General features: G+C 69.0%; 23 protein-coding genes and 1 pseudogene. 15 read left to right on the top strand and 9 right to left on the bottom strand.

Annotation, left to right across the window (positions count from 1 at the left end):
* Positions 1 to 105: 105 nt before the first annotated feature.
* The 8 genes from B378_RS0100385 to B378_RS0100350 all read left to right on the top strand — a co-directional run bounded on the left by B378_RS0100385 (position 106) and on the right by B378_RS0100350 (position 8314).
* Positions 106 to 1431 (top strand): choice-of-anchor W domain-containing protein, encoded by a 1326-nt coding sequence (locus B378_RS0100385; protein ID WP_017341863.1) that lies wholly within the window; start codon positions 106 to 108, stop codon positions 1429 to 1431.
* Between the two features lie 148 nt (positions 1432 to 1579).
* On the top strand, positions 1580 to 3289 hold the full coding sequence (locus B378_RS0100380) for a SipW-dependent-type signal peptide-containing protein (protein WP_017341862.1): 1710 nt from the start codon (positions 1580 to 1582) through the stop codon (positions 3287 to 3289).
* Between the two features lie 216 nt (positions 3290 to 3505).
* Positions 3506 to 4294, top strand: a complete 789-nt coding sequence (locus B378_RS0100375; RefSeq protein ID WP_017341861.1) for a hypothetical protein — start codon at positions 3506 to 3508, stop codon at positions 4292 to 4294.
* Positions 4291 to 5538: a hypothetical protein gene (locus B378_RS0100370; protein WP_017341860.1), complete on the top strand. Its 1248-nt coding sequence runs from the start codon at positions 4291 to 4293 to the stop codon at positions 5536 to 5538. The genes B378_RS0100375 and B378_RS0100370 overlap by 4 nt, the downstream gene beginning before the upstream one ends.
* Positions 5538 to 6578: a signal peptidase I gene (locus B378_RS0100365; protein WP_017341859.1), complete on the top strand. Its 1041-nt coding sequence runs from the start codon at positions 5538 to 5540 to the stop codon at positions 6576 to 6578. Before B378_RS0100370 ends, B378_RS0100365 begins: the two co-directional genes overlap by 1 nt.
* Entirely contained in the window at positions 6578 to 7270 is a 693-nt protein-coding gene (locus B378_RS0100360) for a hypothetical protein (RefSeq protein WP_017341858.1), read from the top strand. Before B378_RS0100365 ends, B378_RS0100360 begins: the two co-directional genes overlap by 1 nt.
* Complete coding sequence (locus tag B378_RS16555; protein ID WP_017341857.1) at positions 7267 to 7425, top strand: hypothetical protein; 159 nt, start codon at positions 7267 to 7269, stop codon at positions 7423 to 7425. The genes B378_RS0100360 and B378_RS16555 overlap by 4 nt, the downstream gene beginning before the upstream one ends.
* Before the next feature lie 91 nt (positions 7426 to 7516).
* Positions 7517 to 8314, top strand: a complete 798-nt coding sequence (locus B378_RS0100350; protein ID WP_017341856.1) for a ZIP family metal transporter — start codon at positions 7517 to 7519, stop codon at positions 8312 to 8314.
* Positions 8315 to 8752: 438 nt separating this feature from the next.
* On the opposite strand, the gene thiD is transcribed toward B378_RS0100350, so the two are convergent.
* Positions 8753 to 9601, bottom strand: a complete 849-nt coding sequence (gene thiD, locus B378_RS0100345; RefSeq protein WP_017341855.1) for a bifunctional hydroxymethylpyrimidine kinase/phosphomethylpyrimidine kinase — start codon at positions 9599 to 9601, stop codon at positions 8753 to 8755.
* A gap of 123 nt (positions 9602 to 9724) precedes the next feature.
* On the opposite strand from thiD, the gene B378_RS0100340 reads away from it, so the two are divergent.
* The gene (locus tag B378_RS0100340; protein WP_017341854.1) at positions 9725 to 10384 is read left to right on the top strand and encodes a DsbA family protein; all 660 of its coding nucleotides are present in this window, start codon (positions 9725 to 9727) and stop codon (positions 10382 to 10384) included.
* Positions 10385 to 10408: 24 nt separating this feature from the next.
* On the opposite strand, the gene B378_RS0100335 is transcribed toward B378_RS0100340, so the two are convergent.
* The 4 genes from B378_RS0100335 to B378_RS0100320 form a co-directional block, all read right to left on the bottom strand.
* The gene (locus B378_RS0100335; RefSeq protein WP_017341853.1) at positions 10409 to 11275 is read right to left on the bottom strand and encodes a phosphatase PAP2 family protein; all 867 of its coding nucleotides are present in this window, start codon (positions 11273 to 11275) and stop codon (positions 10409 to 10411) included.
* Entirely contained in the window at positions 11272 to 13182 is a 1911-nt protein-coding gene (locus B378_RS0100330; RefSeq protein WP_017341852.1) for an ABC transporter substrate-binding protein, read from the bottom strand. The genes B378_RS0100335 and B378_RS0100330 overlap by 4 nt, the downstream gene beginning before the upstream one ends.
* A 111-nt stretch (positions 13183 to 13293) precedes the next feature.
* Positions 13294 to 14484 carry a hypothetical protein gene (locus B378_RS0100325; protein WP_017341851.1) on the bottom strand — a complete coding sequence of 397 codons (1191 nt, stop codon included), beginning with the start codon at positions 14482 to 14484 and terminating at the stop codon, positions 13294 to 13296.
* A gap of 82 nt (positions 14485 to 14566) precedes the next feature.
* Entirely contained in the window at positions 14567 to 14869 is a 303-nt protein-coding gene (locus tag B378_RS0100320; RefSeq protein ID WP_017341850.1) for a hypothetical protein, read from the bottom strand.
* Between the two features lie 138 nt (positions 14870 to 15007).
* Between B378_RS0100320 and B378_RS0100315 the strand changes: the two genes are divergently transcribed.
* Entirely contained in the window at positions 15008 to 15439 is a 432-nt protein-coding gene (locus tag B378_RS0100315) for an HIT family protein (RefSeq protein ID WP_017341849.1), read from the top strand.
* A 132-nt stretch (positions 15440 to 15571) separates the two neighbouring features.
* Here B378_RS0100315 and B378_RS16550 read toward each other — a convergent pair whose 3' ends face one another.
* On the bottom strand, positions 15572 to 16366 hold the full coding sequence (locus B378_RS16550) for a hypothetical protein (RefSeq protein ID WP_155118147.1): 795 nt from the start codon (positions 16364 to 16366) through the stop codon (positions 15572 to 15574).
* Between the two features lie 629 nt (positions 16367 to 16995).
* On the opposite strand from B378_RS16550, the pseudogene B378_RS17495 reads away from it, so the two are divergent.
* Positions 16996 to 17132, top strand: a pseudogene (locus tag B378_RS17495) (transcription initiation factor IIB family protein); the annotation flags it as partial.
* Between the two features lie 187 nt (positions 17133 to 17319).
* The gene (locus tag B378_RS0100300; RefSeq protein WP_017341847.1) at positions 17320 to 18159 is read left to right on the top strand and encodes a hypothetical protein; all 840 of its coding nucleotides are present in this window, start codon (positions 17320 to 17322) and stop codon (positions 18157 to 18159) included.
* 23 nt (positions 18160 to 18182) lie between these two features.
* Here the strand turns inward: B378_RS0100300 and B378_RS0100295 are convergent, their stop codons facing one another.
* Positions 18183 to 18704, bottom strand: coding sequence for a hypothetical protein (locus B378_RS0100295; RefSeq protein ID WP_017341846.1), 522 nt, complete (start codon positions 18702 to 18704; stop codon positions 18183 to 18185).
* A gap of 163 nt (positions 18705 to 18867) precedes the next feature.
* Here B378_RS0100295 and B378_RS0100290 point away from each other — a divergent pair, with 163 nt between their 5' ends.
* Entirely contained in the window at positions 18868 to 19893 is a 1026-nt protein-coding gene (locus tag B378_RS0100290; protein ID WP_017341845.1) for a transcription initiation factor IIB family protein, read from the top strand.
* Here the strand turns inward: B378_RS0100290 and B378_RS0100285 are convergent.
* On the bottom strand, positions 19876 to 21180 hold the full coding sequence (locus B378_RS0100285) for an RNA-guided endonuclease TnpB family protein (protein ID WP_017341844.1): 1305 nt from the start codon (positions 21178 to 21180) through the stop codon (positions 19876 to 19878). The two genes, B378_RS0100290 and B378_RS0100285, sit on opposite strands and share 18 nt — an antisense overlap.
* Positions 21181 to 21697: 517 nt before the next feature.
* Positions 21698 to 22543, bottom strand: a complete 846-nt coding sequence (locus B378_RS0100280; RefSeq protein ID WP_017341843.1) for a DUF6293 family protein — start codon at positions 22541 to 22543, stop codon at positions 21698 to 21700.
* Positions 22544 to 22671: 128 nt separating this feature from the next.
* Between B378_RS0100280 and B378_RS0100275 the strand changes: the two genes are divergently transcribed.
* Both B378_RS0100275 and B378_RS0100270 read left to right on the top strand, forming a co-directional pair.
* A complete protein-coding gene (locus tag B378_RS0100275; protein WP_017341842.1) occupies positions 22672 to 24327 on the top strand; it encodes a GTPBP1 family GTP-binding protein in 1656 nt (551 codons plus the stop codon).
* Between the two features lie 309 nt (positions 24328 to 24636).
* The gene (locus B378_RS0100270; protein WP_026046099.1) at positions 24637 to 26292 is read left to right on the top strand and encodes an ABC transporter substrate-binding protein; all 1656 of its coding nucleotides are present in this window, start codon (positions 24637 to 24639) and stop codon (positions 26290 to 26292) included.
* Positions 26293 to 26423: the final 131 nt, after the last annotated feature.

Below are 26423 nucleotides of genomic sequence, written 5' to 3'. Positions count from 1 at the left end.
CGGCCCCGGACGACACCTTCGTCCGGTTCCCGGCTCGGCGCCTTCGGGCGGCCGACGCGGCGGTTCGCGACCGCCGCCGGGAGTTCCCTTCGGGGATGATACACAATGAACGACGACAAAATCGGACTATCGCGGCGCAAGATGCTGGTCGGACTCGGTGCGGTCGGCGTGGCCTCCGCGGGCGCGGGCCTCGGCACCACGGCGTACTTCAACGACACGGAGACGTTCGAGAACAACACCCTGACTGCGGGCTCGCTCGACTTGTTCGTCAACTACGACGCCTCGTACGACAGCGACGGGACGGTAGTGAACCAGGCCGAAACGGCGGCCGGTGAGCAGGACGGCACCCCCGCGGGAATGTTCTACGACCTTGAAGACGTGAAGCCCGGCGACTCCGGCGAGGTGAAGTTCTGCTTCGAGATCGTCGACAACCCCTCGTACATGTGGGCGTGCGGTGACCTCTCGCAGGCGGAGAACGGCATCAACGAACCCGAGTCGGCCGTCGACGACACGCCCGACCTCGGCGAGCTCGGCGACTCGATCGTTGCGAGTCTCGCCTACTGTGACGAGGACGGCGAACCGCTCGCAGACGGAGAGATCGTCTCCGGCTCGCTCGTCGACGTCATCGCGGCGATCTCCAGCGGCGCGGCCCTCGACGGCGACGGGATGGCCGGCCTCGTTCCCGGCGAGCAGGCGGAGTACGCCGACGTGGTCGAGCCCGACGAGGGCGAGGCGTTCATCACCGGCCCGTGCGTGTGCCTCTCGTGGGAGATCCCGACGACGGTCGGCAACGAGATCCAGTCGGACTCGCTGACGATGAACTTCGAGTTCCACGCGGTCCAGTCGCGCCACAACGACGGCACGGCGAACCCGTGTGAACCCTCTATCACGACTACGACCGGCGAGGGCTTCGCCAAGCAGGAGGAGTTCGACACCGAACAGGAGACCTCCTTCGCCCGCGGCCGCTTCGGTGGCCAGAACACGTGGGAGGTCGCGGTCGGCCCCGACGTCGGGAGCGCCAGCACGGCCGACTACGTCTGGACGCCCGGGAACCCCGTCCCGTTCAGCTACACCTACGACGGCAGCGGTAACGCCTCGTTCACCCTTGACGGCGTGAACGTGGCTAGCACGATTCCCGCCCCCAGCGGGAAGCTCGGCATCACGACGAAGGCCGACGAGGCGACCGTCTCCGTGACGGACCTCGCACTGGACCTGGACGGCACCCCCGTGTCGCTCAGCGGTCCCGACGCGATCTCCGCGTCGAATGACGACGACGGTTCCGACCGCGATGTCACCTACCTCGTGTTCGACACCGACGCCGCGGACGTCGCGAACGCGTTCACCATCAGCGGCAACGTGGAGGTCAACCTTCAGGGAGACTACGACATGACCGCAGAGGAGGGCGTCGCCTTCGACATCAGCGTCGAATAAGCGTCGCCGAACGCGCAACGTCCGCCCGATCGCGGGCGGGACTGCGCGCTCGCGACGAATTCCGACCACCACCCATTCCGGACCCGCGCGGGCGGCCGGGACGACGGTTCGACTCCGTCGGTGGGACTCCCCTCGGGGATTCACAATCATGACAGACAACAAGAAATTCGACACGATCGGACTGTCGCGGCGCAAGATGCTGGCGGGCCTCGGCGCGGTCGGCGTGGCCTCCGCGGGCGCCGGCCTCGGCACCACGGCGTACTTCAACGACACCGAGTCGTTCGACGGGAACACCCTCACCGCGGGCCAGCTCGACCTGCTCGTCGACTGGCAGCAGACGTACGACTTCGGCGAGGGCCGCCAGTTCGTCAGCGCGCACCCGGACCACGACGGCGACGGCGAGCAGTCGATCGAGATCGACGGCGAGGTGTCCAAGTACAGCGACTTCCCGGACGAGACCGACGAGGACAGCAACGGGGCGAACCTCCCGGTGCTGACCTGCGACAACATCCCGCCGCTCTCGGAGGCGGACTTCGGCACGGACCCCGTCACCGGCGAGGAGATGGAGACGCTGGTCCAGCTCACCGACGTGAAGCCCGGCGACTCCGGCGAGATCACCTTCTCGCTCCACCTCTGTGACAACCCCGGTTACATCTGGATGCAGGCGGGCAACGTCAGCGAGGACGGCGGCGCCGGCACCGAACCGGAAATGCTCGTCGACCCCGATAACCTCGGCGACCTCGGCGACGCGATCCAGGCGACGCTCTGGTACGACGAGGACTGCGACAACGTCTACGACCCGGCCGAGCCGGTCGACATCATGCTGACGCTCGACTTCTCGGGCTCGATGCTGTACGAGGAGTACGGCGGCCTCGTCAGCGAGGACGACATCACGGTCGGTGGGACCACCTACACCGAGACGACGAAGATCGACCTCGTCGAGCTCGGCACCCGCCAGTTCGTCAGCTACCTCCAGTCGCAGGGGTCCGACGTTCAGGTCGGCGTCGCGTACTTCGACGGCGAGGGGAGCGACGACTCCGTGCCGCGGACGGGGATCCTCCAAGGCCTGACGAGCGACCTCTCCGTGGTGGACGCACAGCTGACGGATCTCCGGCAGAAGCTCGCGGACGTGGTGACCGGTTCCAGCCCCTCGTCGCCGGGCGACGGCGACGGCGACCCCGACCCGTTCGCGAACGCGAGCGGCATCGCGACGGGCACCTACATCGGCGAGGGCGTCGACGACGCGCAGGCCGAACTCGACGCGAACGGACGCAGCGGCGTCGAGTACCGGAACATCGTCCTCTCCGACGGCGAGTCGTTCAACGGGACCGGCAGCACGTCGTTTTCCTCGCCCACCGGCGCGGCGGCCGACGCCCGCGCGGCGTCGCCGAACCCCGCGACGAACGTGTACACGATCAACGTCGACGGCAGCGCGAGCACGCTCCAGGCGATGGCCGGCGCGGCCGGCGGTCCGGGCGGCGATCCGGCGTTCTTCAACGACGTCAGCGATCCGCTCAACATCCCGACGGTGTTCGGTAACCTCGCGGCACAGACCGCACAGGAGAAGAAGATCATGGAGGACTCGCTCGGCAACGTCCTCGCGGCGCTCGCCGACGGGAACGGCGTGCCGCTCGACGGGAACCGGTCGACGCCGTACGACGAGCTCGGCGACGACCCCGACAACGGGAACCGCGATCCGTTCCGCGGCGACGGCGTGATGCACTGCGTCGCACTCGAGTGGGAGCTCCCGATCGGCGTGGGCAACGAGATCCAGGGCGACACGCTCGCCTTCGATCTGGGCTTCTACACCGAACAGGCGCGCCACAACGACGGCGCCGGGCCGTCGCTGTCGGCCTGATCGGGGGTTTCGGACCCATCGCGACGTGACGGTCGAAGCCGATCGACGGTGGAACCGATCGGGCGACCGCGGTGGCGTACGGTGTCCGTACCGCCGGGTACGGTCACCGGACCGGTCGGGTATGACGCGTATACATACGACTACGGCGACGGTAGAGAGGGCAGAGACGGGGTATCACATCGACGACACGGCCGTTCGGAGCCGCAACGACACACAATGACACAGAAGGAATCAGGACTTACGCGGCGGGAGGCACTCGCGGGCGTCGGAGCCGTCGGCTTCGCGGCCCTCGGGGCCGCCTCCGGACGGCCGACGGGAACGGACAGCTGGGGTGAGTACACGGACTACACCTACGCGCAGACCGACCGGCCGTGGGACCTGCTCGTCGGCTGGCGGCAGACCGAGAACGGGACGGTCGTCGATTCGAGCCCGACGGACGCCGAAGACGACGTCGAGGCGGCCGGAATCCGTCTCGTCGACGTCGACAACGCCCTGCCCCACGACACCGGGACCGCGAGCGTGGGCCTCCGCTTGGAGGACCCCGCGGGCGTAGCGCCCGACGGCGTCCGGGTGTGGCTGAAGATCGGCCCGGCCCTCGACGGCCCCGAAGTGAGCGCGGTCGACCGCGCGCTCGCCGACCGCATCCGGCTGGAGGTCCGGTACGACACCGGCCTCCTCGGGGTCGGCGCGTGCGCGGGCGCCGAGAGCGACTTCGCCGGCTACGGCGAGCTGATCGCCGCCGGCACGCTCGCGGAACTCAACGCCGACCCGGTGGCGACGGGAATCGAACTCGATCCCACGCTGCTCGGGAACGGCTGTCTCACGACCGAGGAGCGCCGCTGTCTGACCTTCACCTGGGAGTTCGACGGGGAGGGCGGTAACGCCGGACAGGGCGGTGCCGTCGACTTCGACGTGCGGTTCGCCGCCGACGACTGCTCGGCCGAGGGGAACCCCTTCGCGATGAGCGCCTCGACCGGCGGCGACACCACCGAGGTGGGACAATGACCCCCGGAGACGATTCGGGACGGCGCCCGAGCGGGCTGAGCCGCCGCCGGCTGCTCGCCGGGATCGGCGGCGTCGGCGCGGTCGGGATGGCGAGCGGCATCGGCACGGGCGCGTACCTCGCGGACCGGGAGACGTTCGCGAACAACGTCTTCGGCGCCGGCGAGGTCGGGCTGACGGTGGACGGCGAACCCACGGACGGGACCGTCACCGTCGGTCCGTTCGCGGTCGACCGGACGACGTTCGACGGGCGCCCAGACCCTGAGGGGTTCGAAATCGGTGCGTCGGCGAACCCGGTCCGGGTGTGGCTCGCGACGGAGTGCCCGGACGGCGACCGGCTCGGGAACGCCCTCGAAGTCGAGGTCGTCGTCGACGGCGAGTCGCTGACGGGCGGCTACCGGCCGCTCGTCGAGGTCGAGCGCCTCCTCGCGACCGGGGTGCGGATCGACGACGGCTGCCTCGCGGCCGGCCCCGACGGCGGTTCGATCGCCGTCGAGGTCGCCCCGTACCTCCCGGCGGGCTCGCCCGACGTGGGCGGGGAGACGACCGAGCTGACGGTCCGGCTGTACGCCGAGCAGTGTCGCCACGTCACGGAGGAGCAGGCGAACGCGCCGGGAGCGAACCCCTTCGCGGATGTCGTCTGCGACGAGACGGAGACGGAGTGCCCCGAGTGCGTCCCGTTCGGCAAGGCCGACTTCGGCGGGTCGACCGCGCCGGGCGACGTCCTGTCGCTGGAGATGATCCTCGACGGCGCGGGGCCACACGAGATCGAGATCACCGAGGTCGAGACGAAGGACGACGGCGAGGTCGTCGGCGTCGCGTTCCGGGTTCAGGACGCCGACGGGAACCCGGGGCCGGACATGTGCTCCGTGGCGGTCAAGGGCGGACCGGACCGCGACCCCGAGGGCGTCGATATCGATCCGGTGGCTCCGGAGACGGGGGCAGTCGTGTTCGCGCCGCAAAAACCCGGAGAGGATAAGCGGTACGGGGTCAGCAACGTCACGATCAGCGTCTGCGCCAGCGACGGTAACGGTGAAGAGGAACACGGCGACGACCGCACCGATGACGGCGGCAGTAGCGGGACCGGTAACAGCGGCGAAAACGGCAACAGCGGCAAAAACGGCAACAGCGGCAAAAACGGCCGAAAAGACAGCGGAACGTCCGGGAACCCCGACGGCAAATCCGCGAACGCCGGCGGCGACGGTCGAAGCGACGGCGGCGGAATCGACGGCACGGAGGCGAACTGATGACAACTATACTCACATCACCACGGACGAAGCGCGCGGCGAACGTACTCGGGATCGTCCTGCTGATCGCGCTCGTCGCGCCGTTCGCGGCCTACGCGGCCCCCGAGGTCGTCGGCGCCGACGAGAGCTTCGTCGTGCTCACGGCGAGCATGACGCCCGCCATCGCGCCGGGCGACGTGGTTATCGTCGCCGACCGCGACCCGGCCGCGATCGCCGAGGGGGACGTGATCACGTTCATGCGGGGCACCAGCGAGGTGCCGGTGACGCACCGCGTGATCGACGTTGTCGACGAGGGCGGGGCGCTCGCCTTCGAGACGATGGGCGACGCCAACGAGGGGCCGGACCCCGGGCTCGTCTCGGCCGGGAGCCTCGTCGGTGTCGTGACGTTGACGATCCCGTACATCGGGTACGTGATCCAGTTCGCGGGCACCCGGGTCGGGTTCGTGGCGCTGGTGCTGCTCCCGTTCGGCCTGCTCGCGGTCACCGAGGTCTGGTCGATCGTCCGTGGCCGCGACGGCGCGGAGTCGCCGGCCACCGCGACCGCCGATCCGGACGGAGAGCCGGTCGGCGGAGGGGACGCCGAGACGGCGGCGTTCGAGTTCGCAGCCGAGCCCGATCCCACCCCGACGGCCGCAGCGACCGCCGCGAGCGGTTCCGGTGGCGTCTCGGTCGACGCGGTCGGCGGCGCGGCGGCGGTACTCGCCGTCTTCGCTCCGTACGCGGCGTACGTCGCGTTCGAGCTCCGGAGCGCCGCCGCGATCGCGGTTGCTGTGGCGACCGCGACGCTCCTGTTCGGCGCGCTCGCGATGTGGGTGCCGGCGAGCGGCGTGCTCGACCGGAGCGTTCAGAGCGTCGCGTCGGAGTCGGACGGCGACGCGTCGGAAACGGCCGCCGACGGCGGGGTCTCCGAGAGCGACGCGGATTCCGACGAGACGGACTCGGCGGCGGTCGCGACTGGCGAAGAGCGCGTGGAACCGGACGAGTCGGCACCGGTACGGACGCCGACAGCACGCCCCGACGCCGCCGGAGAGGTGGACTGATGCCCGCGAACCGCGGGCTCGTCGCGCTCGTCGCGCTGGCCGTGTTGGTGTGGAGCGTCGTGTTCGCCGGCGGGGCCACGGTGGCGGTCCTCTCGGCGAGCGTCGACGTGACGACGACGTTCGAGACGCCGGAGGAACTGAGCGAGGTCAACGAGTCGAGCGGGAGCGGGTTCACCGTGGCGACCGTGCCTGTCGAGAACGGGACGACCGCTGTGGGAGAGAACGGGACATCGGCGGCGGCGAACGGCACGGAGACCGTCGGGAACACCACGGTCCCGCCCACTGAACAGAACGCCACGGTCCCGCCCACTGAACAGAACGCCACGGCCCCACCCACTGAACAGAACGCCACGGTCCCGCCGACGGACCAAAACGACTCGGCGACGACGACGAACGAAACTAAACCGGACGAAAACGACTCGGCGACGACAACGAACGAAACCGAGACGGACGAAAACAACTCGGCGCCAAAGACGAACGAAACCGAGACGGACCAAAACGACTCGGCGCCGGCCGATCCGACGGGAGACCAGTCGAGCCGGCCGAGTGAGGAGACGGTGACGAACGAGTCGGCTCCGGCGGGGAACGCGACCGTCGAGGGGTCGACCACGCCCGACGCGAACAACGTCGATGCGGTCGCCGTTCGTCACCCCACGGATCCGTCGCGGTCCGGCCAGGGAGCGCGAACGTGACCGTACCGAGCCGGCAGCGGGAGCGTCTCGGGAAGGGCGACGCACGGTCCGACGGGCGCTGCTCCGGCCCCGGGGCGAAACTCACCGCGCTGTTGCTGCTCGTCGCGTTGCTTCTCTTCGTGTTCCTCGCCAGCGTCGTTCGGATGTTCGGGTGAACTCGCAAACGGCGCGGCCGGGAGGCGGTTCTCAGCCGGTGGCCGCGCCCGCCGGAGTTATGGGCGGTACCGGCGTACGATCAGCCGACGAATGATTGCCCTCGACGCCTACGCGTTCGTCTTCGTCGCCGGGCTGATCACGGCGCTGGCGACCGGGATCGGTGCGCTCCCCTTCTTTTTTTTCGAGACGATCAGCGACCGCGGGAACGTGGCGCTGTGGGGGTTCGCGTCGGGGATCATGGTCGCGGCGTCGCTGTTCGGACTGGTCCAAGAGGGGCTCGCGGAGGGGACGCCCGTCGAGATCGGGGTCGGGATGCTCGCGGGCGTCGCGCTCGTCGTCCTCGCGCACGAGGTGCTGATGGACGCCGAGATCGATCCCAGAGAGTACGAGGAGGCCGACTTCAAGAAGCTGATTCTGATCCTCGGCGTGCTGACGGTCCACAGCTTCCCGGAGGGGATCGCGGTCGGCGTCTCCTTCGCGGACCTCGGGCTGTCGGGCGGCACCGCGCTGTTCGGCTTCACGGTCCCGCTGCTCGCCGTGTTCATGACGGTCGCCATCTCGATCCACAACGTCCCCGAGGGGACGGCCATCTCGATCCCGCTGCGGGCGATGGGCGTCTCGAAGTGGAAGATGGTGTGGTGGTCGATCTTCTCCAGCCTCCCGCAGCCGATCGGCGCCGTGATCGCCTTCGCGTTCGTGCGGTACGCCCGCGATTTCCTCCCGTACGGCTTCGGCTTCGCGGCGGGCGCGATGATCTACCTCGTCCTCTCGGAGTTCATCCCCGAGGCGCTCGAAACGGGCGCCGACCTCCCGCACGGCGGCAAGCGGGTCCTCGTCGGCGGCGTCGCGCTCGGCGTCGCGCTGATGGTTCCGCTGGCGTATTTATAAGCGGCCGAGGGGGCGACGACGCGGTAGTTTAAATGAGCGTCACCGGCTGCGACGATCATTTATAAATGAACGGTGCGGTGGCGCGTGCCGACGAGCGCCCGGTAGGGCGCGAGTCGCACGCGCGAGGGAGTCAGTCGCCGGAGCGAAGCGGAGGCGACTGACGAGGCTGGGGAGGCGTGAGGCGCTGTGCGGTTGCGGGCGGGTGGGACTCAAAGGGGCAGCCGTGAGGCGGGCGCAGGCGACGTAAGCACCGCAAGGAGCGAGCAGCGCGAGCGACTGAGGCGCGCAGCAAGCGTGCGCCCGCCTCACGGCTGGGGCTTTGGAGGTGTTCTCCGTCGATCCGCAATCAATTATTTATAAACAAGAGACTGGGGCTTTAGCGGTGTCATCCACCGATTCGCAGGCGATTATTTATAAACAATCACCCGATTCGACGGCTCACTCCTCGCCCAACACCGTCGGGTTGACCGCGCCCGGCCCGTCGCCGACATCGTAGCCGCGCCGGACCGCCTCAGTCATCTCCTCGACCGCGGCGCCGACCGCTCCACGAACCGACTCCCCACGCGCCAGCCGCGCCGCGATCGCGCTCGATAGCGCGCAGCCGGAGCCGTGCGTCGCGTCGGTGTCGATCCGGGGCGTCTCGAAGCGGTCGACGGTCGGCTCGCTCTCACCCCCACCCGCACCCGCTGCGCGAACGAGCGTGTCGACGACGACGCCCTCCTCGACCGCCTCGCCGTCGAGGTGCCCGCCCTTCACCAATGCCGCGTCCGCGCCGAGCCCGACGAGCTCCCGCCCGGCCGCCTCGGCATCGACCGAGGTCTCGACCGGCTCGCCGGTCAGCACCGCGGCCTCATCGGCGTTCGGCGTGACGAGCGTCGCGGCCGCGATCAGGTCCTCGTAGGCGTCCTCCGCGGCGGGCGAGAGCAGTCGGTCGCCGGTCGCAGCGACCATCACGGGGTCGACGACGAGGGGCGCATCGGCGTCCGCGACTGCCTCGGTCACCGTCTCGACGATTTCGGCGGTCGCCAGCATCCCCGTCTTGATCGCGCCGACGTCGAAGTCGTCGGCGACCGCCGCGTACTGGCTCGCGACGTGGTCGGCCGGGAGCGGGTGAACGTCCTCGACGCCGCGCGTGTGCTGGGCAGTCGTCGCCGTCACGACCGACGCGCCGAAGACGTCGTGCGCGCGCATCGCCGTCAGGTCCGCCTGAATCCCCGCCCCGCCGCCGCTGTCGCTGCCGGCGACCGTCAGCGCGACCGGCGGGTCGACCGGATCGTACTCGGGCATACGCGGTGATACAACCTAATAATATTAATTGGTGGTGGTCCGGCGATTCGGCCGCGCGGATCGTCCCGCCAACCGCCTGCCGTCGCCGAACAACCTTTTCGGCTCCGCGGCGTAGCGGGCGGCATGGCAACCGACTCCGACGCCGCGTCCGGCGCCGACGAGCCCGAGGCGATCACCGTCTACTCCGACTACGTCTGTCCGTTCTGCTTCCTCGGACGGCGGTCGCTCGCGAACTACCAAGAGACGCGCGAGGAACCGCTCGACATCGACTGGCACCCGTTCGACCTCCGCGCCGGCCAGCGCGGTCCCGACGGGGAGATAGATCACGACGCCGACACCGGGAAAGACGAGGAGTACTACGAGCAGGCGCGCGAGAACGTCCGCCGGCTTCAGGAGGAGTACGGCGCCGACGAGATGCAGCTCGAGCTCGCGACCGACGTCGACTCGCTGCCCGCGCAGGTCGTCTCGGTCCGCGTGCGCGAGACCGCGCCGGACGCGTGGCTCGCGTTCGACGAGGGCGTCTTCGACGCGCTGTGGCTGGAGGGGCGCGACATCGGCGACCGCGACGTGTTGGCCGACATCGCGGCCGACATCGACGGACTCGACGCCGCCGTGGTCGACGAGGCGCTCGGCGACGACGACCTCCGCGAGCGCGTGACCGACATGTTCGACGCAGCGCGGCGACAGGGCGTCACGGGCGTCCCGACGTTCGCGTACGACGGCCACGCCGCCCGAGGCGCGGTCCCGCCGGAGCAGCTCGAACGCCTCGTCGAAGGGGTCTGAGGTCGGGGAAAACGGGCGCACCGCTCAGTCGTCCGCGCCGGTCCCCGACCCGGGACGCTCTCCCCCCGCGTCGTCGCTCACTTCTGCGGCGTCGCCCCGCGGGTCCACGACGCGGTACGCGAGCGCGACGCAGCCGAACGCGAGCGCGAAGCCGGCGACGACGTCGGTGAGCCAGTGGATGCCGAGGTACATCGTCGCGATCACGACCGACAGCGAGAGCGGGACCGCGACCGCCGTCCACCGCGGGTACTCCTCGCGAGTCAGCACCGCGAACGTCCCCACGGTGACCGAAAGCGAGGTGTGGAGCGACGGGAAGACGTTCGAGTTCTCGTTCACCTCGCTCGCGAGCAGTATCACGTCCGGCTGGTTGGTGAACAGCAGCGGCGTCACCATGTCGGGCATCACGTTCCGCGGGCCGTGCGCGAACACCAGCGTGTAGAGGACCAGTCCGATCCCGTAGTTGAGCGCGTACGCGACGAGCAGCCGCCTGAGATCCGCGGTTCGAGGCAGCGCGAGGTACGCGATCGCCGGGAACGCGACGAGGAACGCGTACCCGTACACGTACACCCGCGAGAAGTACGCGGTCAGCGCGGGCGACGCGAACGTCGCCTGGATCCACGCGACGAACCCGCCCTCCAGCCCGTAGATGAACGCCGTCGCCTGAATGCCGAACAGCCTGGAGACGTTCAAAAGCGCCGGGCGGCCGACCGCGCTGGCGAGAAGCACCACGCAGACGAGCGCGACGGCCCGACGCGCGTCCCAGAGCCGGTCGCGGAGCCCGCTCCACGTCTCGCGGAGCCGGGCGGGCCCGACAATCGCGACCGACGCGACGGCGAGCATCACCGCGACCCACCCCACGACCGACGAGAGGACGGAGAGGAACGGACTCATTGCCCCCGCGAGAGCAGCCGCCCTTCGCTGTCGAAGCGATACCCGATGTCCCGCAGCGCCGCCCGAGCGGCCTCGACGTCCAGCGACCCCTCGTCGTCGAAGAACGGGTGAACGGGGTCGGTTCCGTCAGTCCACGCCAGCGAGTCGGGGACCGCGTCCGGCGACGCCGCGAGCGGGGAGGCCGCCGCCCGCGCGTACCCGTCGAACGCCTCGTCGACGACCGCGGACTTGTCGATCAGCCGCGCGATGACCGCCCGGAATCGCGGGTTCGACAGCGGGCTCCGCCGCGCGTTGTAGCCGACGTGGTAGAACGCCGCCGACCGGCCGCTCACGAGCCGCGCGTCGTCCGAGCGGCCGATCCGCGGGACCGACTGGGGGCCGAGGTTCGAGACGGTCGCGTCCGCGAGCCCCTGGGCGACCGCCTCCACGGCAGAGATGTCCGACGGGGACACCTCGATTCGGAGCCGGTCGAACGCCGGCTTGCCGTGGTACCGGGGTGGAATCCCCGCTCGCGGGTCCGTCGTCTCCTCCGAGGCCTCCGCGTCGGCGTCGGCCGCCGAGCGGACGAGGAAGTGGTCGGGGTTGCGCTCGAAGACGACCGACTCCCCGGCGGTCGCCTCAACGAACCGCAGCGGGCCGCTCCCGACCGGGTCGGGGTTGTTCGTGACGACCGCCTCCGTCGTCTCGAAGTCGAACTCGAACCCCCCGATCGTCGCCGCGTCGGTCCGCTCGGACCAGACGTGTTCCGGGAGGATCGGCACCCGGAGCGCCCGCGCGGCGACCGTCTCGTTGACGTCGGAGACGGTGAGTCGGACCGTCGCGTCGTCGAGGACCCGCTCGTCCTCGACGAGGGAGCTCCGCCCGCGGAACCGCGGCGTCGGCACCGACGTCTCGACGCTCCCCAGCGAGGTGTCTCGGAGGAACCGGTAGGTGAACGCGACGTCGCTCGCCGTCACGGGCTCGCCGTCGTGCCACCGGGCGTCGCGGAGCGCGACATCGACGGTGTTCGCGCCGGGGCGCTCCCAGTCGGCCGCCAGCCACGGGACGGTCGACTCGCCGTCCGTGCGGACGAGCGGGTCGTACAACAGGCCGGTGAACGTGCCGTACTTCCGGTACTCGGCGGCGATCGGGTTCCAGTTCTCCGTGATTCGGTCGTCGGTCGTCACCAGTCGGAGGGTGGCCCCGCCCTCGGCGTCCGCGCCGTCCGCCGTCGCCGACGAGGTCGTGTTGCCGCCGTCCGCCGTCGCGTTGCCGCCGTCCGACCCCCCGTCTCCCGCCGAGTCGGCGTCGGGGACGGCGTCGAGGCCGAGGAGCCCGGTGACCGACACCGGCTGCCGGTCCTGGGTCCACCCCTCGAACCGGGCCCCCTGGACGGCGGTGAGCGCGTCGGGGAACGCGACGACGGAGAAGGGCTGGAGGTCACACACCGTCTCCTGAAGCGCGTCGACGGCGTCGGACCGGTCGCTCCCGGCCGCCCGGCGCTGTTCCTCCAGCAGGTCGTCGACCGCGATCTCCGTGAGCCCGAAGGGGTTCTGCCACCCCGGCTCCGCGACGAACTGCGAGTGCGTCAGCCCGTACAGCGCGTCCGAATCGAACGGCTCCGTCTCCACGAACTGGCCGACGTAGAGGTCGAAGTTCTGGTTCACGAGCACCTTCCGCCACAGGTCGGTCTGTCCGACCGTGTTGAGTCGGACGTCGATGCCGACCGCGGTCAGGTGCTCTTCGAGCTGTCTCGCGATCCGGATCCCGTTGGGGTCGCCGTCGGCCGGCGTGGTGTTGATCTCCAGGGTCAGCTGCGAGTGCGGGTTCCGTCCGGCGATGTTCTCCGTACGACCGAGGCAGCCGGCGCTGGCGGCCGCGAGGCCGAGCCCTGCGAGCGCCGCTCGTCGACTGATCGGTCGCGTCATTCTTCGTTTCTCCCTGTTTTCCGTCACCGTGTATATCTCTTCTGTGCTGTCGCCGCGCCGAGAGGTCGCGTCGGCGCGTCGGATCCCCCGCATGCGGCCGCCTCGGCCCCGTCAGATCACGTCCGCCAGCGGGAGCGCGAGCCCGATCGCCCACGCCAGCAGTCCGACGACGGTGACCGGCCGGTCCGCGGCCGCCCGCCCGATCGCGACGACGCCGAGCGCGGCGAGCAGCGCGAACCGGTGGACGATGAGGTCGGCGGGAACCGCCACCCCGAGCGCCGCGAAGTCGGCGACGAAGCCGCCGCCGAGCCCGACGACGACGGCCAACGCGGCCGCCTCGGGAGTAGATCGCGGCGCGCGCCAGACGACCAGCGCGGGCAGCCCGACCGCGAGGACGAGGTACAGCGGCGCCGCGATCGCCTTCGGCGACACGCCGGGGAGCGCCGTCTCCAGGGTCACGCCCGCGAAGCGGACGCCGACGAGGACGACGCCGAGTGCGAGCCCCAGCGTCGCGGCCGCGGCGTGTCGCTCCGCGTCGGCGCGGAGCCGGCGGAAGAGGTCGACGGCCGCCTCGCGGGTCCGCCGCCCGAGGAGCGCCCCGGCGAGCGCCGCCGTCGCCGCCAGTTCGATCACGGAGAGCCAGCCGTCGCTGTGGCCGCCGTCGATGCCGCGGTACTCGCGTCGCACGTCGTTCGCGCGGTCCGACTCGATGAACTCGTCCTCCAGCCGCGTCGCGGGCGCGTCTATCTCCGGAACGGTGTGGCGGAGCCGGAACCAGTCGTAGTACTCCTCGTGGGCCTGTATCGCGGTGTAGGCGCCGTCGGGCGACTCGTACGCCCGGAGGTGGTCGCGGACCCCGAGGTACGCCCCGTCGTGGAGCTCGAACGTCTCTGTGAGCCACACGCCGCCGCTCGGCCCCTCGACGTAGGAGTAGCGGAGCGAACTATGGGCGTCCCGCCAGTCGCGGCCGACGAACTCCCGGACCTGGTCGTCGCCGGCGGTCGCCGCGGCCTCCTCGGGTTCGGTCTCCTGCCAGTCCGCGGCCGCGTCGCCCTCGATCGCGGCCCGGGTCGCCGCCGCGTCGGCGTGGAACACCACGTTGATCGCGAGCGTCCGGCCCTCGACGGTCCGGGTCCGGCTGGTGTACGGCCAGAGCCGGTAGTCGCCGTCGACCGCGATGAGGCGGTCGTCGGCCACGTCGTCGACCGCCGGCTCCTCGGCGACCCCGGCGAAGAACCCGGAGAGCACGAGTCCGACCCCGACCACGAGGAGGAGGGCGACAACGACGGCGGCCCGCTTCATGCGCCTCATCAGAACCCCGGGACAGAAACGTATTCGGGTGGGATCGCAGCGCTACCGCTGGAATCCCGCACGAACTCGGCGGTCACCACGTCTCGACGACGCCGTCGCGGACGTCCTCGGCGCACCCCTCGCAGTCGGGGTGACCCGACTCGAAGCAGGCCGGTCGCCCCTCGGCGTCGACCGGGACTGTCCGGCGCTCCGCGTGGCGGCGGCAGACGATGCGGGCGCGCCCGGAGTCGTCCGTCGGGAGGTCGAACCGCGCCGCCGCGGCCGCGTCGCCCTCCGGATCGTCGCGCCCCTCGGCGTAGGCGCGTCTGGCCTCCTCGAACTGCTTGCCCGCCTTCCGGAGCTGCTGGCGGATGACGCGTTCGAGCCGGTCGTCCATACCGCCCGTTTCGGCGCGGCGGATATAGGTCCGTTGGCGGAGCGGGGCGCGGCCGCTCCTCGCCGCGTCGCGGGGCAGCGAGAACCGCGAACCGCGGCCCGGGAAACCTTGATGAGACGCCCGAGCGATCGCTCGGGTATGTCCGACGACTGCATCTTCTGTTCGATCGTCGCCGGGGACATCCCGGCGCGCACCGTCTACGAGACCGACGCCGTGCTGGCGTTCCTCGACGCGAACCCGCTCGCGCGCGGGCACACGCTGGTGATACCGAAGTCGCACGCGAAGCACGTCGGCGACCTCGACGCCGACCTCGCGAGCGACCTGTTCGACGCGGTCGCGTCGCTCACGCCGAAGATTCAGGACGCGGTCGACGCCGACGGGGCCAACGTCGGCGTCAACGACGGGGAGGCCGCCGGCCAGGAGGTCCCGCACGTCCACGTCCACGTCGTCCCGCGGTTCGAGGGCGACGGCGGCGCGCCGATCCACGCGGTGGCGGGCGCTCGACCGGACCTCTCGGACGACGAGCTCGACGCCGTCGCCGACGAGGTCGCGGCCGCGATCGACGGCTGACGGGAGCGGCCTTGCCTCTCCAAGTAAAGCGGTCAGCCGCCGACAGGGGCGTCGTGGACTGATTGGTCACCGACTTTTTGGGATTTTCTCGATTAGTCCGAAATGTTGATGACTGACTGTCGAATCCGTATCTTAGGCCTCGGATCGCCCAGTTACGGTGAGTGTCGACAGATCAGCACCATCGCCTTCTTCAGCCGAGTCCTCGGACTGTTCCTGTAATTCAAGCACATAGTCACGAAGAGCGACAAGTTGGCCCTTGCTGAGGTAGGCTGGTGTCCCGCCTTCTGCGTCGAATCCTGCTTGGTCACCCAGCCACTCTACAAGTTCTTTGTTCGTCATGTCGTCAGATGACCGGACAGCACAGTCGCTACACTGGTCGAGGGCATCACCGGGGTCACTGAATATCCGGTGTTCTCGTTCGTCGAAGTCGATTCCGCACTCCGTCTCCGTGTGATTCGACGAACTGACGTGGTGGTACTTAACCGGGCTGTCGTTCGGAATCAGGACGTATTCTCGGTCCGGCGTTTCCTCACCAGTCAGTGACACCTGCGTTCCGGTATCTTCCTTTTCGTCTATGGAGTCATCTGGTTCAGACTCCACCTCATCTAACCAGATCTCTACCGTCCGGTTATTGGAGTTGAGGCCCAGTTTTTCACGACAACTCTTGGGCATACCAACACCCGCTCGATCAGAGTACGAATTACGCTCGTACAGGATCCAACGACCGTTAGCCTCAGCGTATACCCTGATTGGGTCTCCCGGCTCGGCTCCAACTGCCTTCAGATCACTTTCGTTTAATCTGATGGAGCCGTTCAAGCCGTCTCCGGCGGTTTTGTCATTGCGCAGTTCAAACTCTTTACAGTGGTGCTTATAAGCCGGATCTGGCTCATCGGCACCTTTTTCATCGATGTGACCGTAACTAATCATGGCTTCTGTAGGGGAGCCACCGGGCGAATCCTACTGGAACTGGGGTCGCCCGGTCGTTCTCTGAACTCCCTTCACCTTTAGCATGGGCCATGGCACAAATAAATCTACCGTCCGATCAGGAGCAAATCGGCGCACCGGTTTGTTTTGCCACGTACAACGTGCCGGGGATCTCAAGCGCACCGACGGCTCCGTGTTTAGAGTAAAATCGGGATAGATTTAGATTTAATTTCGTTTATATATCGTAGAGACACCTCCGGCGTATCTCTTGGTTTCGCACTTCTTTCTCCCTGTCGTAGTGCCTGGTCAAAATTTCAACATACACACCACACTCATCCGACACCATGCGTTTCGGGACATCGTTGTCAAGATGTGCGTGCGTGATTGAACTACGACGGAAGGGATGTCTAGTTGTAGCACCGAGACATTCGCCTGCCTTATCGCGGTTACTCCGGACTTTACACTCTGCCGAGTTTTCGCCGAACGGACACGCGGCACCGTACTCACAAGGGCGCGTAACAGCCGAATGTCGCCTGAATTGTGTTCTTCGTGACTAACCCTTGTTTCGTCATGAACAACGGGTTTCGATTATGATCGTCAACCACACCAAAGAGGTTCGTATCAAAATAATCTCGGAAGACGAACACCGGGCCGCCTTCGACGCGATGAACCGCGAACTCGGGCTCTTGATCGCGCCGACCGGTCCTGCTGAGTGCCTCGTCGGTTCACCTACAACCTTGACAGGAACCCTGGCGTCAAGCACCGCGCCGATCCACGCGGTTGCCGGCGGGCGGCCCAACCTCTCCGACAACGAACTCGACTCGGCACCGACAAGGTTGCGGCGGCGATAGACGGCTGACCGCGGCCACGCCGTTCTCCAGTTGAAACGAACGAGCGACGCCACGCCGCCGCTCGGCTTCGATCTTTTTAAGAAGCACCTCCGGCGAGGCCGGGACATGCAGGCGACGACGCTCGCGCTCGTCGGGGCGACCGGCGGCGCGGGGACGACGCGGACCGCTGTCGAGTTGGCGGCGATGGGCGCGCGCGACGGCGACGACGTCGCGGTCGTCGACGCCGCGTTCACGACGCAAGGCCTGTCCGAGTACGTTTCCGGACGGATCGACCCCGACCTCACCGCGCTCCTCACCGAGGATCCGGACGCGGCGCTGTCGGCGGCGGCGTACCCCCTCGCCGGAACCGGTGCGAGCGCCGAGCGGTCGGGGTTCGGCGGGGGGAGCGGCGGCGACGGGAGCGAGGACGACGCGCCGGACCTCCCGGGACGCGTCGACGCGATACCCGCGAGGGCGCCGTTCGAGCGCGTCGCGCGGGCGAAGACCGCGGAGGCCGCCCGAAAGCTTGAGCGGCGGATCGACGAGGCGGCGACGACGTACGACGCGGTGGTCGTCGACGCCGCGCCCGTCGGGTCGAACGAGGCGGTCGCGGCCGCGACGACCGTCGACCGCGCGGTCGCCGTCAGGCCGGCGACGGCCCACGGGCGCGACGCGGCCCAGCGGCTCCGCGGGCGGATCGCCGACGTGGGGGGAAGCCTCGACGCGACGCTCGCGGTCGAGCGAGCGGGGGTCGACGGCGAGAGTGACGAGGACGAGCGCGACGACGGCGCCGGCGGCGTCGTCCGCGTGCCGACGACCGATCCCGCGGTGGCTGCCGCGCCGACCGCGGCGACGGGAGACGACGCGTACGCGCGGGCGATCGCGGCCGCCTACGAGACCGCGTTCGACGCGTCGCTCGGCGTGGAGTTCCCAGAGCCGGGGCTCGTCGAACGGTTCACGCCCTGAGATAACTCGAGGAGAGTCCGAACTCAGCGGAGCCCGTCGCCGGCGCCGAGCGCGTCGCCGAGGGGGTCGTCGGCGCCGAGCCCCTCGCCGAGCGGCGCGGAGCCGGCGACCTGCGCGTCGACCGCCTCCGCGACGGGCTCGACCGGGTCGTGCGTCTCGACGTACGTCGCCAGCGCGAAGTCGGCCTCGTCGCCGCCGGTGAGCTCGACGGCCTCGCTGCGGGCGGTCCGGCCCGCCAGCCAGTCGCGGACGACGTCGCGGCCGGTCGGCGACAGCGGGCAGACGCCTGCGACGCCGCACCGGTGGAGCGCCTTCGCGGCCGTCATCGGGGAGACGCCCGCCTCGCGGGCCGCGTCGCCGACACTCCGCCCGGCGGTGTAGGCGTCGACGAGCGTGGCGGTCGCCTCGGGCGTACACGGGAGCGACTCGGCGTGATCCGACAGGCGGTCGACGAGCGGCGTGTCCGTGTCGTCCGCGAGCGCGACCCCCTGATCGCGCTGGCGCGAGGTCACCTCGACCCCCGCCGCGATCTCCGACAGCGTCATGCGAGCAGATGGCCCGGCCGGAGGGTTAAAACCACCGTACTGCGGCGCCCTCGACCGCCCGATCACCGACCGATAACCGGTCGGTTCGCGCGCCGCGATCCGGCCGATCGACCGCCGATTCGCCCGGGTTTAAGTAAGGCATCGGGCCGGAGTTCGACGTGTGATGAGTGACGCACCCTCGACCCGCGTTCGTTCGCCCCGGACCGAGACCGACGATACCGCGACCGCCGACCGCGCTGCGACCGCTGACCGCGCGGCGACCACGGAGCAGGTCTCGGCGGGCGAGGAGTCCGAGACGCCGGCCGCCGAGGAGAGCGGCGACCGCGAGACGTGTCCCGAGTGCGGCGGCCGCACGCGCGTCGACGGCGCGGAGCGCGTCTGCGCCGACTGCGGGCTCGTCGTCGAGGCCGACCGGATCGACCACGGCCCCGAGTGGCGGTCGTTCGACGACGACGATACGAACCCCAAGCGCACCGGCGCCCCCCTGACGCGCTCCCGCCACGACCGCGGGCTCTCGACTGAGATCGGCCGCTCGACGAAGGTGAAGGGGCGCAAGCGCCGCCGGCTCGCCCGGATGCGGACCCAGCACAACCGCGCGCAGATCTCGACGAAGCGCGACCGGAACAAGGTGTACGCCTACACCGAGATCCGGCGGCTCACCGGGGTCATGGGGTTACCCGACAGCGTCCGCGACGCCGCCTGCGCGCTGTTCGACTCGGCGCAAGAGGAGAGCCTGCTCCGCGGGCGCTCGCTCGAAGGGTTCGCCGCGGCCTGCGTCTACGTCGCCTGCCGCACCGCCGACGTGGCCCGTACCGTCGGCGAGGTGTGCGCCGAGGCGAAGGCGACGGAGGCCGAGCACCGGGCCGCCTTCGACGCCATGAACCGCGAGCTCGGCCTGCCGATCGCCCCGAGCGGTCCCGCGGAGTACCTCCCGCGGTTCGCCAGCGACCTCGGCTGCGACCCGGCCGTCGAGCGCCGCGCAGGCGAACTGGCCGAGCGCGCCGTCGAGGAGGGGATCGCGAACGGCCGCAACCCCGTCGGCGTCGCCGCCGCCTGCCTCTACACCGCGGCCCGCGAGCTCGACGAAGAGTGTACCCAGCAGGAGGCCGCCGACGTCGCCGACGTGACGCCCGTGACGGTCCGACGGACGTACGTGGACCTAACCGAGGAGTCAGTGACCCACGACTGAAGTCGTGGGCTTGTCAGTGGACTCCCCTTCTGTCGTCGAATCGACGCTGGCGGTGAATCCGCCCTTCAGGTTCAGCGTCCCTGACTTTAGCGCACACTGACAGCGTGCGCCTCCATCCGAAGACGTCTGCCCCGAATGGAGTCGTTTCAACAGTTTCCGAGCGATGTTCTTGCTCGCGTTGTAATCCGCGTTCAGTTCGTACTCGCACTTCTGACACGCGAACTGGTGTTTCGACCCCCGATTTCTCTCGTGTGTGAAGCCGCACTTCGAACACCGCTGAGACGTATATGCGGGACTCACCTGCTCGACTTCAATCTCGAGCATCTCTGCTTTGTACTCGACGTACTCGTACAAGCGTCGGAACGCCCACGCGTGGAATCGCTTCGCACCAGTCATCCGATCCCGGATATCGGTCAAGTTCTCGAACGCGACGTGCGTACATCCGTGATCGCGAGCTTCGTCGAGAATCTGGTTCGAAGCACGATGGAGTTCGTTCTGTATCCAGCGGTGTTCGCGGTCGTCCATCGACTGGATCGACAGGTGTGCCGACCGCGTGCCCGTCTGTTGCATCGACCCGCGGGTCTTCTCGAACTCGCGGCGTCGATGGTTCATCTCGTCGGCGTTCCCGATGAACGCGCCCGTCGAAGTCACGGCGAGCGAGCCGTCCACGTTCAAATCGACGCCAAGGACTGTTCTGTGCTCGGCGTCAGAAGCAGCAGCCGTGGACTGCTCGTGTTCCTCGCGTTCAGTACGGCGCATCCGCGCGTGGAGGTAGAATGAGTCGGTCGAGCGGTCGTACTGGAGCGTGGACATCCGAAACTCGTAGTCCTCGTTCAGCAAGTACTCGCCGATCGGTGTTCCCATGGGATCGTCAGGGATCACGTACTCACACTCGACGCGCCCGTTCACTGTTGAAAGAGAGACGTGGTCGCGGTGGAACGTCGCGGAGCGCTTGTCGTAGACCACGCTCCACGCGTCGAACTGTGGTTGGCTGGTGTTTTCGCCCTTTTTGAGTCGGGCGACACCGCTTTTTGTGGCTTCGATAGCGCGTCGAATCCCTTTCTGGACGAGGTTCGCAGTCAACTCCGTTTCGTCGCGAAGTTGGTCGTAGAGCGCGTTCTCGGCTTGTTGTTTCGAGGTGACGCAATGTCCATCTCGATGTCTCCACGCCCACGCTGCGGTCGTGTTCGCACAGTGGAGGAACTGCTCTTTGGTCTGATGGAGGTCGTCGCACCGCTCGTTGGGCACGTCGAGTTTGACTTTGACGGTGCGAATCACATCCCCCATCTACATTTCACATGTTGATCTATTTATTCATAAATTCTGCGGCTGGTAGTGGGGGGTCAGGTTGCTATCGCTCAAGGTATGTTGCGGGGAGTGTCGGATTCCTCCCACGTCATCAGAACTCTATGAGTTCTGATTGGCTAACGAGACGCTTTGCGTCTCGTGAACGGCTGAAGCCGTGGGCTTCCTGCTCGTTCCTCTGTGAACGAAAGAGCGGAGGAACGGCGACGGCGGGGCCGTCGCTTCGTGACGGTCCGCCGGGCGGGCGCGGCGGCGTCAGCGGGGGCCGGTCGCCGCGAGAGGGAGCGGCGGCGACCGGCGACCGATAGCGGACAGGCGGGGTGGAGGGCGGGGAGGGCGCCCCGACCGTCCGGCGGGCGTCACGCATCTAAATCGAAGCGCGGGGGATAATTCTACGTTAGCCGTCGATAGTACGGACAGACCGAACAGCGCGTTCGAATCGGATGAGTCGCGTCGTACGTGTCGACCGGTCGACGCTCGTGGGACGAGCGAAGCCCCGCTACTCCTCTATCTTGTGCTTGAACGCGAAGAAGACGCGACGACCGGTCTCCGTGAGCCGGACCGTGTCGGAGCGGCCGACGTCCTCTAATTCGACGTAGCCGCGGTCGCGCAGCGGCGAGAGCACGTGCGTCTCTAAGGCGCGGTACTTCGCCGTCCGGCTCTCGCCCGCCTCGCGCAGGAACGCGAGGTCGCGCTCGCGCGCCCACTCGATGAGGTTCCACTTGTCGGTGGTGACGTTCTCCTCGGCGCGCTCGTGGAGGCGACCGAGGACGGCGACCTGATCGGTCGTGGGCGCGTCCATCGGGTAGATCGGGAGGTCGACGGTGCGGGCGACGCCCTCGGTGAGCGGCTCCTCGCGCCGGTCGTGGCGGTGGCGCTCGGGCTCGACGCTGTAGGGGCGCGCGCCGACGATCATACACGCCAGCGCGACGCCGACGGCGGCGATCCGCGGCCCGGTCGAGACGTTCCCGAAGAGGCGGTCGCCGTCCGCCGCGCTCGCCTGATGGCGGGCGGCGACCGTCGTCGTCACGCCGAGCACGTCGTACACGTCCGCGAGCGCGACGGGGATCGGTCGGACCGCGGCGAACTCGGCGGCGGCCGTCCACGCGTCGCGCTGGTAGTCCGTGAGCCCGTCGGGGTCGACGCGGGTGTCCGCGGGGTCGGCGGCGCTGGCGGCCTCGAAGTCCACGTCGCCGCGGGCCCCCTCGCGGTCGGGGGCGTCGACGAGGAGGTAGGCGACGTCGGCGCCGTGGCGGCGGAGGGGTTCGACGATCCGGTCGCGCTCGTAGCCGAGCGGGACGACGTGGACGCGGCGTTCGGCGACGCTGGGGACCGAGGTGTCCATACCCTCCTTGTCCGCGGGGATCGGATAAATAGCCCGCCGGAGCGCTCCCGGAGAGGGACGGCCGATCACGAGTCGTGGGGTCACGTACCACGAAAACCGTTAAGCCGAGTCCTCGCCTACGAGGGGACATGAGCGCTGACCGGTCCGCCCTCAGGCGGGCCATCGAGCGCGGCGAACGGGACGGCGGTGCCATCGAGTTCAAGGAGCGGCTGACCCGGGAGGTCCACCTCGCCGACGGGCGCATGGAGTCGCTCGTGGCCCAGCTCCGCCACCGCGTCCTCTCCGGGGACGGCGAGGCGACCTACGTCCTCGGCGTCACCGACGACGGCGGGCTTGCCGGAATCTCCCCCGAGGCCTTCTCGGAGACGATGGACGTGCTGTCGCTGCTCGCGGACGAGGCGGACGCCCACATCGCCGACGTCGAGACGTGGAGCGCCGGCTCCGGCGGCGACGGCGACGAGGCTGGGCTGGTCGGGCTCGCCACGCTCCGCGACGGCGGCGTGTTCGAGGCCGACGAAGACCACCTCGTGGTCGGCACCGCGGGCCACGTCGACCACGGGAAGTCGACGCTCGTCGGCACGCTCGTCACCGGCAGGGCCGACGACGGGCAGGGCGGCACGCGCGGCTTCCTCGACGTCCAGCCCCACGAGGTCGAGCGCGGCCTCTCCGCGGACCTCTCGTACGCGGTGTACGGGTTCGCCGACGGCGCCGACGAGCCGGTCCGGATGGATAACCCCCACCGCAAGGCCGACCGCGCGGGCGTCGTCGAGGCGGCGGACCGGCTCGTCTCCTTCGTCGACACCGTCGGCCACGAGCCGTGGCTCCGGACGACGATCCGCGGGCTCGTGGGCCAGAAGCTCGACTACGGGCTGCTCGTCGTCGCCGCCGACGACGGCCCGACGAAGACCACCCGCGAACACCTCGGGATCCTCCTCGCGACCGAGCTGCCGACGATCGTCGCGATCACGAAGGCGGACGCCGTGAGCGACGAGCGGCTCGCCGAGGTCGAGCGCGAGACGGAGTCGATGCTGCGCGACGCGGGACAGACCCCCCTCCTCGTCGACCGCCACGGGGTCGACACCGCGGTCGCTGAGGTCGGCGACGGCGTCGTCCCCCTGCTGCGGACCAGCGCGGTGACGAAGGACGGGGTCGAGACGCTCGATCAGCTGTTCGAGCGCCTTCCCAAGCGCGCGACGCCCGACCGCGAGACCTTCCGGATGTACGTCGACCGCAGCTACAAGGTGACGGGCGTGGGCGCGGTGGCATCCGGCACGGTGAACTCGGGGACCGTCGAGACGGGCGACGAGCTCCTGCTCGGTCCCATGCCCGACGGGTCCTTCCGCGAGGTGGAGGCGCGGTCGATCGAGATGCACTACCATCGGGTCGACAAGGCGACCGCGGGGCGGATCGTCGGCATCGCGCTGAAGGGCGTCGACGAGGCGGAGATCGAACGCGGGATGGCCTTAGTGCCCCGCGGGAGCGACCCCGAGCCGGTCCGCGAGTTCGACGCCGAGGTGATGGTCCTGAACCACCCGACCCGGATCCAGGAGGGGTACGAGCCGGTGGTCCACCTCGAAACCGTCTCCGAGGCGGCCGCGTTCTACCCCGAGGAGGGACGGTTGCTCCCGGGCGACACGGGGGAGGCCCGCGTCCGCTTCAAGTTCCGGCCGTACCTGATCGAGGAGGGGCAGCGGTTCGTCTTCCGCGAGGGGTCGAGCAAGGGAGTCGGAACCGTGACGGGCACCGGAGACGCGGCCGAGGACCCGCCGCCGCGCGGTCGCTGACTCGCGACTCGCCGGTGACTCGCGGCCCGGCGATAATTCGCGGCCCGGCGATAATTCGCGACTCGGCGATAATTCGCGACTCGCGGCCGGCGTTCCGGCCGCTCGGCGCGCGAGAGCATCAGATATTTTATTTTATGCTTTCGACTGCGGATCGATCGGTGGATTTCGGATCGCGGCAGTCGTTTCTTCCTCATTCGGACGACGTTTGGGGGTGAGGGTGCGCAAAAAAGGACAACGAAGCGACCAGAGGTGACCGTACGGACACGGTGACCCAAAATACTTATTAGAGTGAAACAAGAGGTCGGCTGTATGCGTCGACAACACACACAACGCATTTCGCGACGGAAGCTCCTCGCCAGCGGGGCGGCCGGTACCTCCTTCATGCTCGCCGGGTGTACCGGCGGGGGAGACGGCGGTGACGGTTCCGACGGCTCCGACGGCGGCGACGGCTCCGACGGCAGCGACGGCTCCGACGGCGGCGACGGCTCCGACGGCGGGAGCGCCCCGACGCTGTACTTCTCGCAGGTGAAGGGCCCGCTCGACCTCGATCCGGTCGTCCTGAACGACGTGCCGTCCGCACAGATCGCCGGGCGGATATTCGACGGGATCTACGAGTACGACGACGCCCTCGGGATCGAACCGAAGATCGCGGCCGATCAGCCCACCATCGAGCGCGACGGCACGCGCTACATCGTCCCGATCCGCGAGGACGCCGAGTTCCAGAACGGCGACCCCGTCACCGCGGAGGACGTCATCCACACGATGCGGGCCCCCGTGGAAGAGGAGACGGGGAACGCCGCCGAGGTCGACATGGTCGACACGGCGGAGGCGATCGACGAACACACCGCGCAGTTCGACCTGTCGTACCCCTACGGCGCGTTCCAGATCGCGATGATCCGCAACGTCGTCAACGCCGAGGTCCGGCAGGAGGACACGGACGCGTACAACGAGGACCCGGTCACCTCGGGGCCGTTCCAGCTCGTCGAGTGGGAGCCGGAGTCCTACGCCACCGTCGAGCGGTGGGACGACTACTGGGACGGCGACAACCTCCCGGAGATCGGTGGGATCGAGTTCGAACCGATCGAAGAGCAGACCACCCGCGTGACCGAGCTCGAAACGGGGAACGTCGACATCATCGAGACGATCCCGCCGCAGCTGTACGAGACGGTCCAGTCGAACCAGAACGCCAGCATCACTGAGGTCCCGGGGATCGGATACTTCTACCTGGCGTTCAACTGCGCCGAGGGGCCGACGAGCGACCCCCTCGTCCGAGAGGCGGTCGACTACTGCGTCTCGATGGATCAGGCGGTCGAGAACTTCGTCGAACCGGCCGGCGTGCGGCAGGTCAGCCCGTACCCGGCGTCCATCTCCGAGGAGTGGAACTTCCCCGTCGACGAGTGGTCCGACATCCAGCACGGCCAGGACCTCGAACAGGCGCAGGCGCTGTTCGATGAGGCCGGCGTGCCGATGGACTACAACTGGCGGATCATCGTGCCGCCGGACGACAAGCGCGAACAGATCGGCATCTCCATCGGAGACGGCCTCCAGAACGCCGGCTTCCAGAACGTGGAGGTCCAGCGCCTCGACTGGGGGACGTTCCTCGACGCGTACCTCACCGGCAACGAGGACGACTACAACATGTACACGCTCGGCTGGTCGGGCTCTCCGGACCCGGACACGTTCGCGTACAACCTGCTGAGCCAGGAGACGAACGGCGTCACCAACGGGACGTTCCACGGCTACGACGAGGCGTCGGCGAAGCTGACGCAGGCCCGCGAGTCCGCCGACCGCGAGGAGCGCCGCCAGCTGTACATCGACGCGACGACGACGCTGCTCGAAGGGCGCGTCCACCTTCCCGCGTACAACCTGAACAACTCCTACGGCGTTCGCAGCGTCGTCGACGGGTTCAGCGCACACCCGATCTCGTCTGAGATCCAGATGGACGACGTCACGGTCAACCGGTAACCCGACCGACAGGCGGGACGCGGTCTCCGCGTCTCGTCCGTGACGACGAACGCAGGGAGTTCTCGGCGCGGCGGTGAACGCGGACGCTCCCGGACGGTCGCGCCGCGTTCGGCCGTCCGTCTACGGCCGCC

Origin of the sequence: Halorubrum sp. T3, assembly GCF_000296615.1 — an archaeon.
GTDB lineage: Archaea > Halobacteriota > Halobacteria > Halobacteriales > Haloferacaceae > Halorubrum > Halorubrum ruber.
Note: the sequence above shows the minus strand (reverse complement) of the source record. Positions and strands in the feature narration are given on the sequence as shown.

Bases quoted from the DNA above. Each gene is read 5' to 3' on its own strand.
- B378_RS0100320 (WP_017341850.1), bottom strand. From the start codon at position 14,869: ATGGACGACCGGCTCGAACGCGTCATCCGCCAGCAGCTCCGGAAGGCG.
- B378_RS0100315 (WP_017341849.1), top strand. From the start codon at position 15,008: ATGTCCGACGACTGCATCTTCTGTTCGATCGTCGCCGGGGACATCCCG.
- B378_RS0100350 (WP_017341856.1), top strand. From the start codon at position 7,517: ATGATTGCCCTCGACGCCTACGCGTTCGTCTTCGTCGCCGGGCTGATC.
- B378_RS0100335 (WP_017341853.1), bottom strand. From the start codon at position 11,275: ATGAGTCCGTTCCTCTCCGTCCTCTCGTCGGTCGTGGGGTGGGTCGCG.
- B378_RS0100285 (WP_017341844.1), bottom strand. From the start codon at position 21,180: ATGGGGGATGTGATTCGCACCGTCAAAGTCAAACTCGACGTGCCCAAC.
- B378_RS0100270 (WP_026046099.1), top strand. From the start codon at position 24,637: ATGCGTCGACAACACACACAACGCATTTCGCGACGGAAGCTCCTCGCC.
- B378_RS0100280 (WP_017341843.1), bottom strand. From the start codon at position 22,543: ATGGACACCTCGGTCCCCAGCGTCGCCGAACGCCGCGTCCACGTCGTC.
- B378_RS0100370 (WP_017341860.1), top strand. From the start codon at position 4,291: ATGACCCCCGGAGACGATTCGGGACGGCGCCCGAGCGGGCTGAGCCGC.
- B378_RS0100275 (WP_017341842.1), top strand. From the start codon at position 22,672: ATGAGCGCTGACCGGTCCGCCCTCAGGCGGGCCATCGAGCGCGGCGAA.
- B378_RS0100360 (WP_017341858.1), top strand. From the start codon at position 6,578: ATGCCCGCGAACCGCGGGCTCGTCGCGCTCGTCGCGCTGGCCGTGTTG.
- B378_RS0100385 (WP_017341863.1), top strand. From the start codon at position 106: ATGAACGACGACAAAATCGGACTATCGCGGCGCAAGATGCTGGTCGGA.
- B378_RS0100375 (WP_017341861.1), top strand. From the start codon at position 3,506: ATGACACAGAAGGAATCAGGACTTACGCGGCGGGAGGCACTCGCGGGC.
- B378_RS0100365 (WP_017341859.1), top strand. From the start codon at position 5,538: ATGACAACTATACTCACATCACCACGGACGAAGCGCGCGGCGAACGTA.
- B378_RS0100380 (WP_017341862.1), top strand. From the start codon at position 1,580: ATGACAGACAACAAGAAATTCGACACGATCGGACTGTCGCGGCGCAAG.
- B378_RS0100340 (WP_017341854.1), top strand. From the start codon at position 9,725: ATGGCAACCGACTCCGACGCCGCGTCCGGCGCCGACGAGCCCGAGGCG.
- B378_RS0100325 (WP_017341851.1), bottom strand. From the start codon at position 14,484: ATGAAGCGGGCCGCCGTCGTTGTCGCCCTCCTCCTCGTGGTCGGGGTC.
- B378_RS0100290 (WP_017341845.1), top strand. From the start codon at position 18,868: ATGAGTGACGCACCCTCGACCCGCGTTCGTTCGCCCCGGACCGAGACC.
- B378_RS0100300 (WP_017341847.1), top strand. From the start codon at position 17,320: ATGCAGGCGACGACGCTCGCGCTCGTCGGGGCGACCGGCGGCGCGGGG.
- B378_RS0100295 (WP_017341846.1), bottom strand. From the start codon at position 18,704: ATGACGCTGTCGGAGATCGCGGCGGGGGTCGAGGTGACCTCGCGCCAG.
- B378_RS0100330 (WP_017341852.1), bottom strand. From the start codon at position 13,182: ATGACGCGACCGATCAGTCGACGAGCGGCGCTCGCAGGGCTCGGCCTC.
- thiD (WP_017341855.1), bottom strand. From the start codon at position 9,601: ATGCCCGAGTACGATCCGGTCGACCCGCCGGTCGCGCTGACGGTCGCC.
- B378_RS16550 (WP_155118147.1), bottom strand. From the start codon at position 16,366: ATGATTAGTTACGGTCACATCGATGAAAAAGGTGCCGATGAGCCAGAT.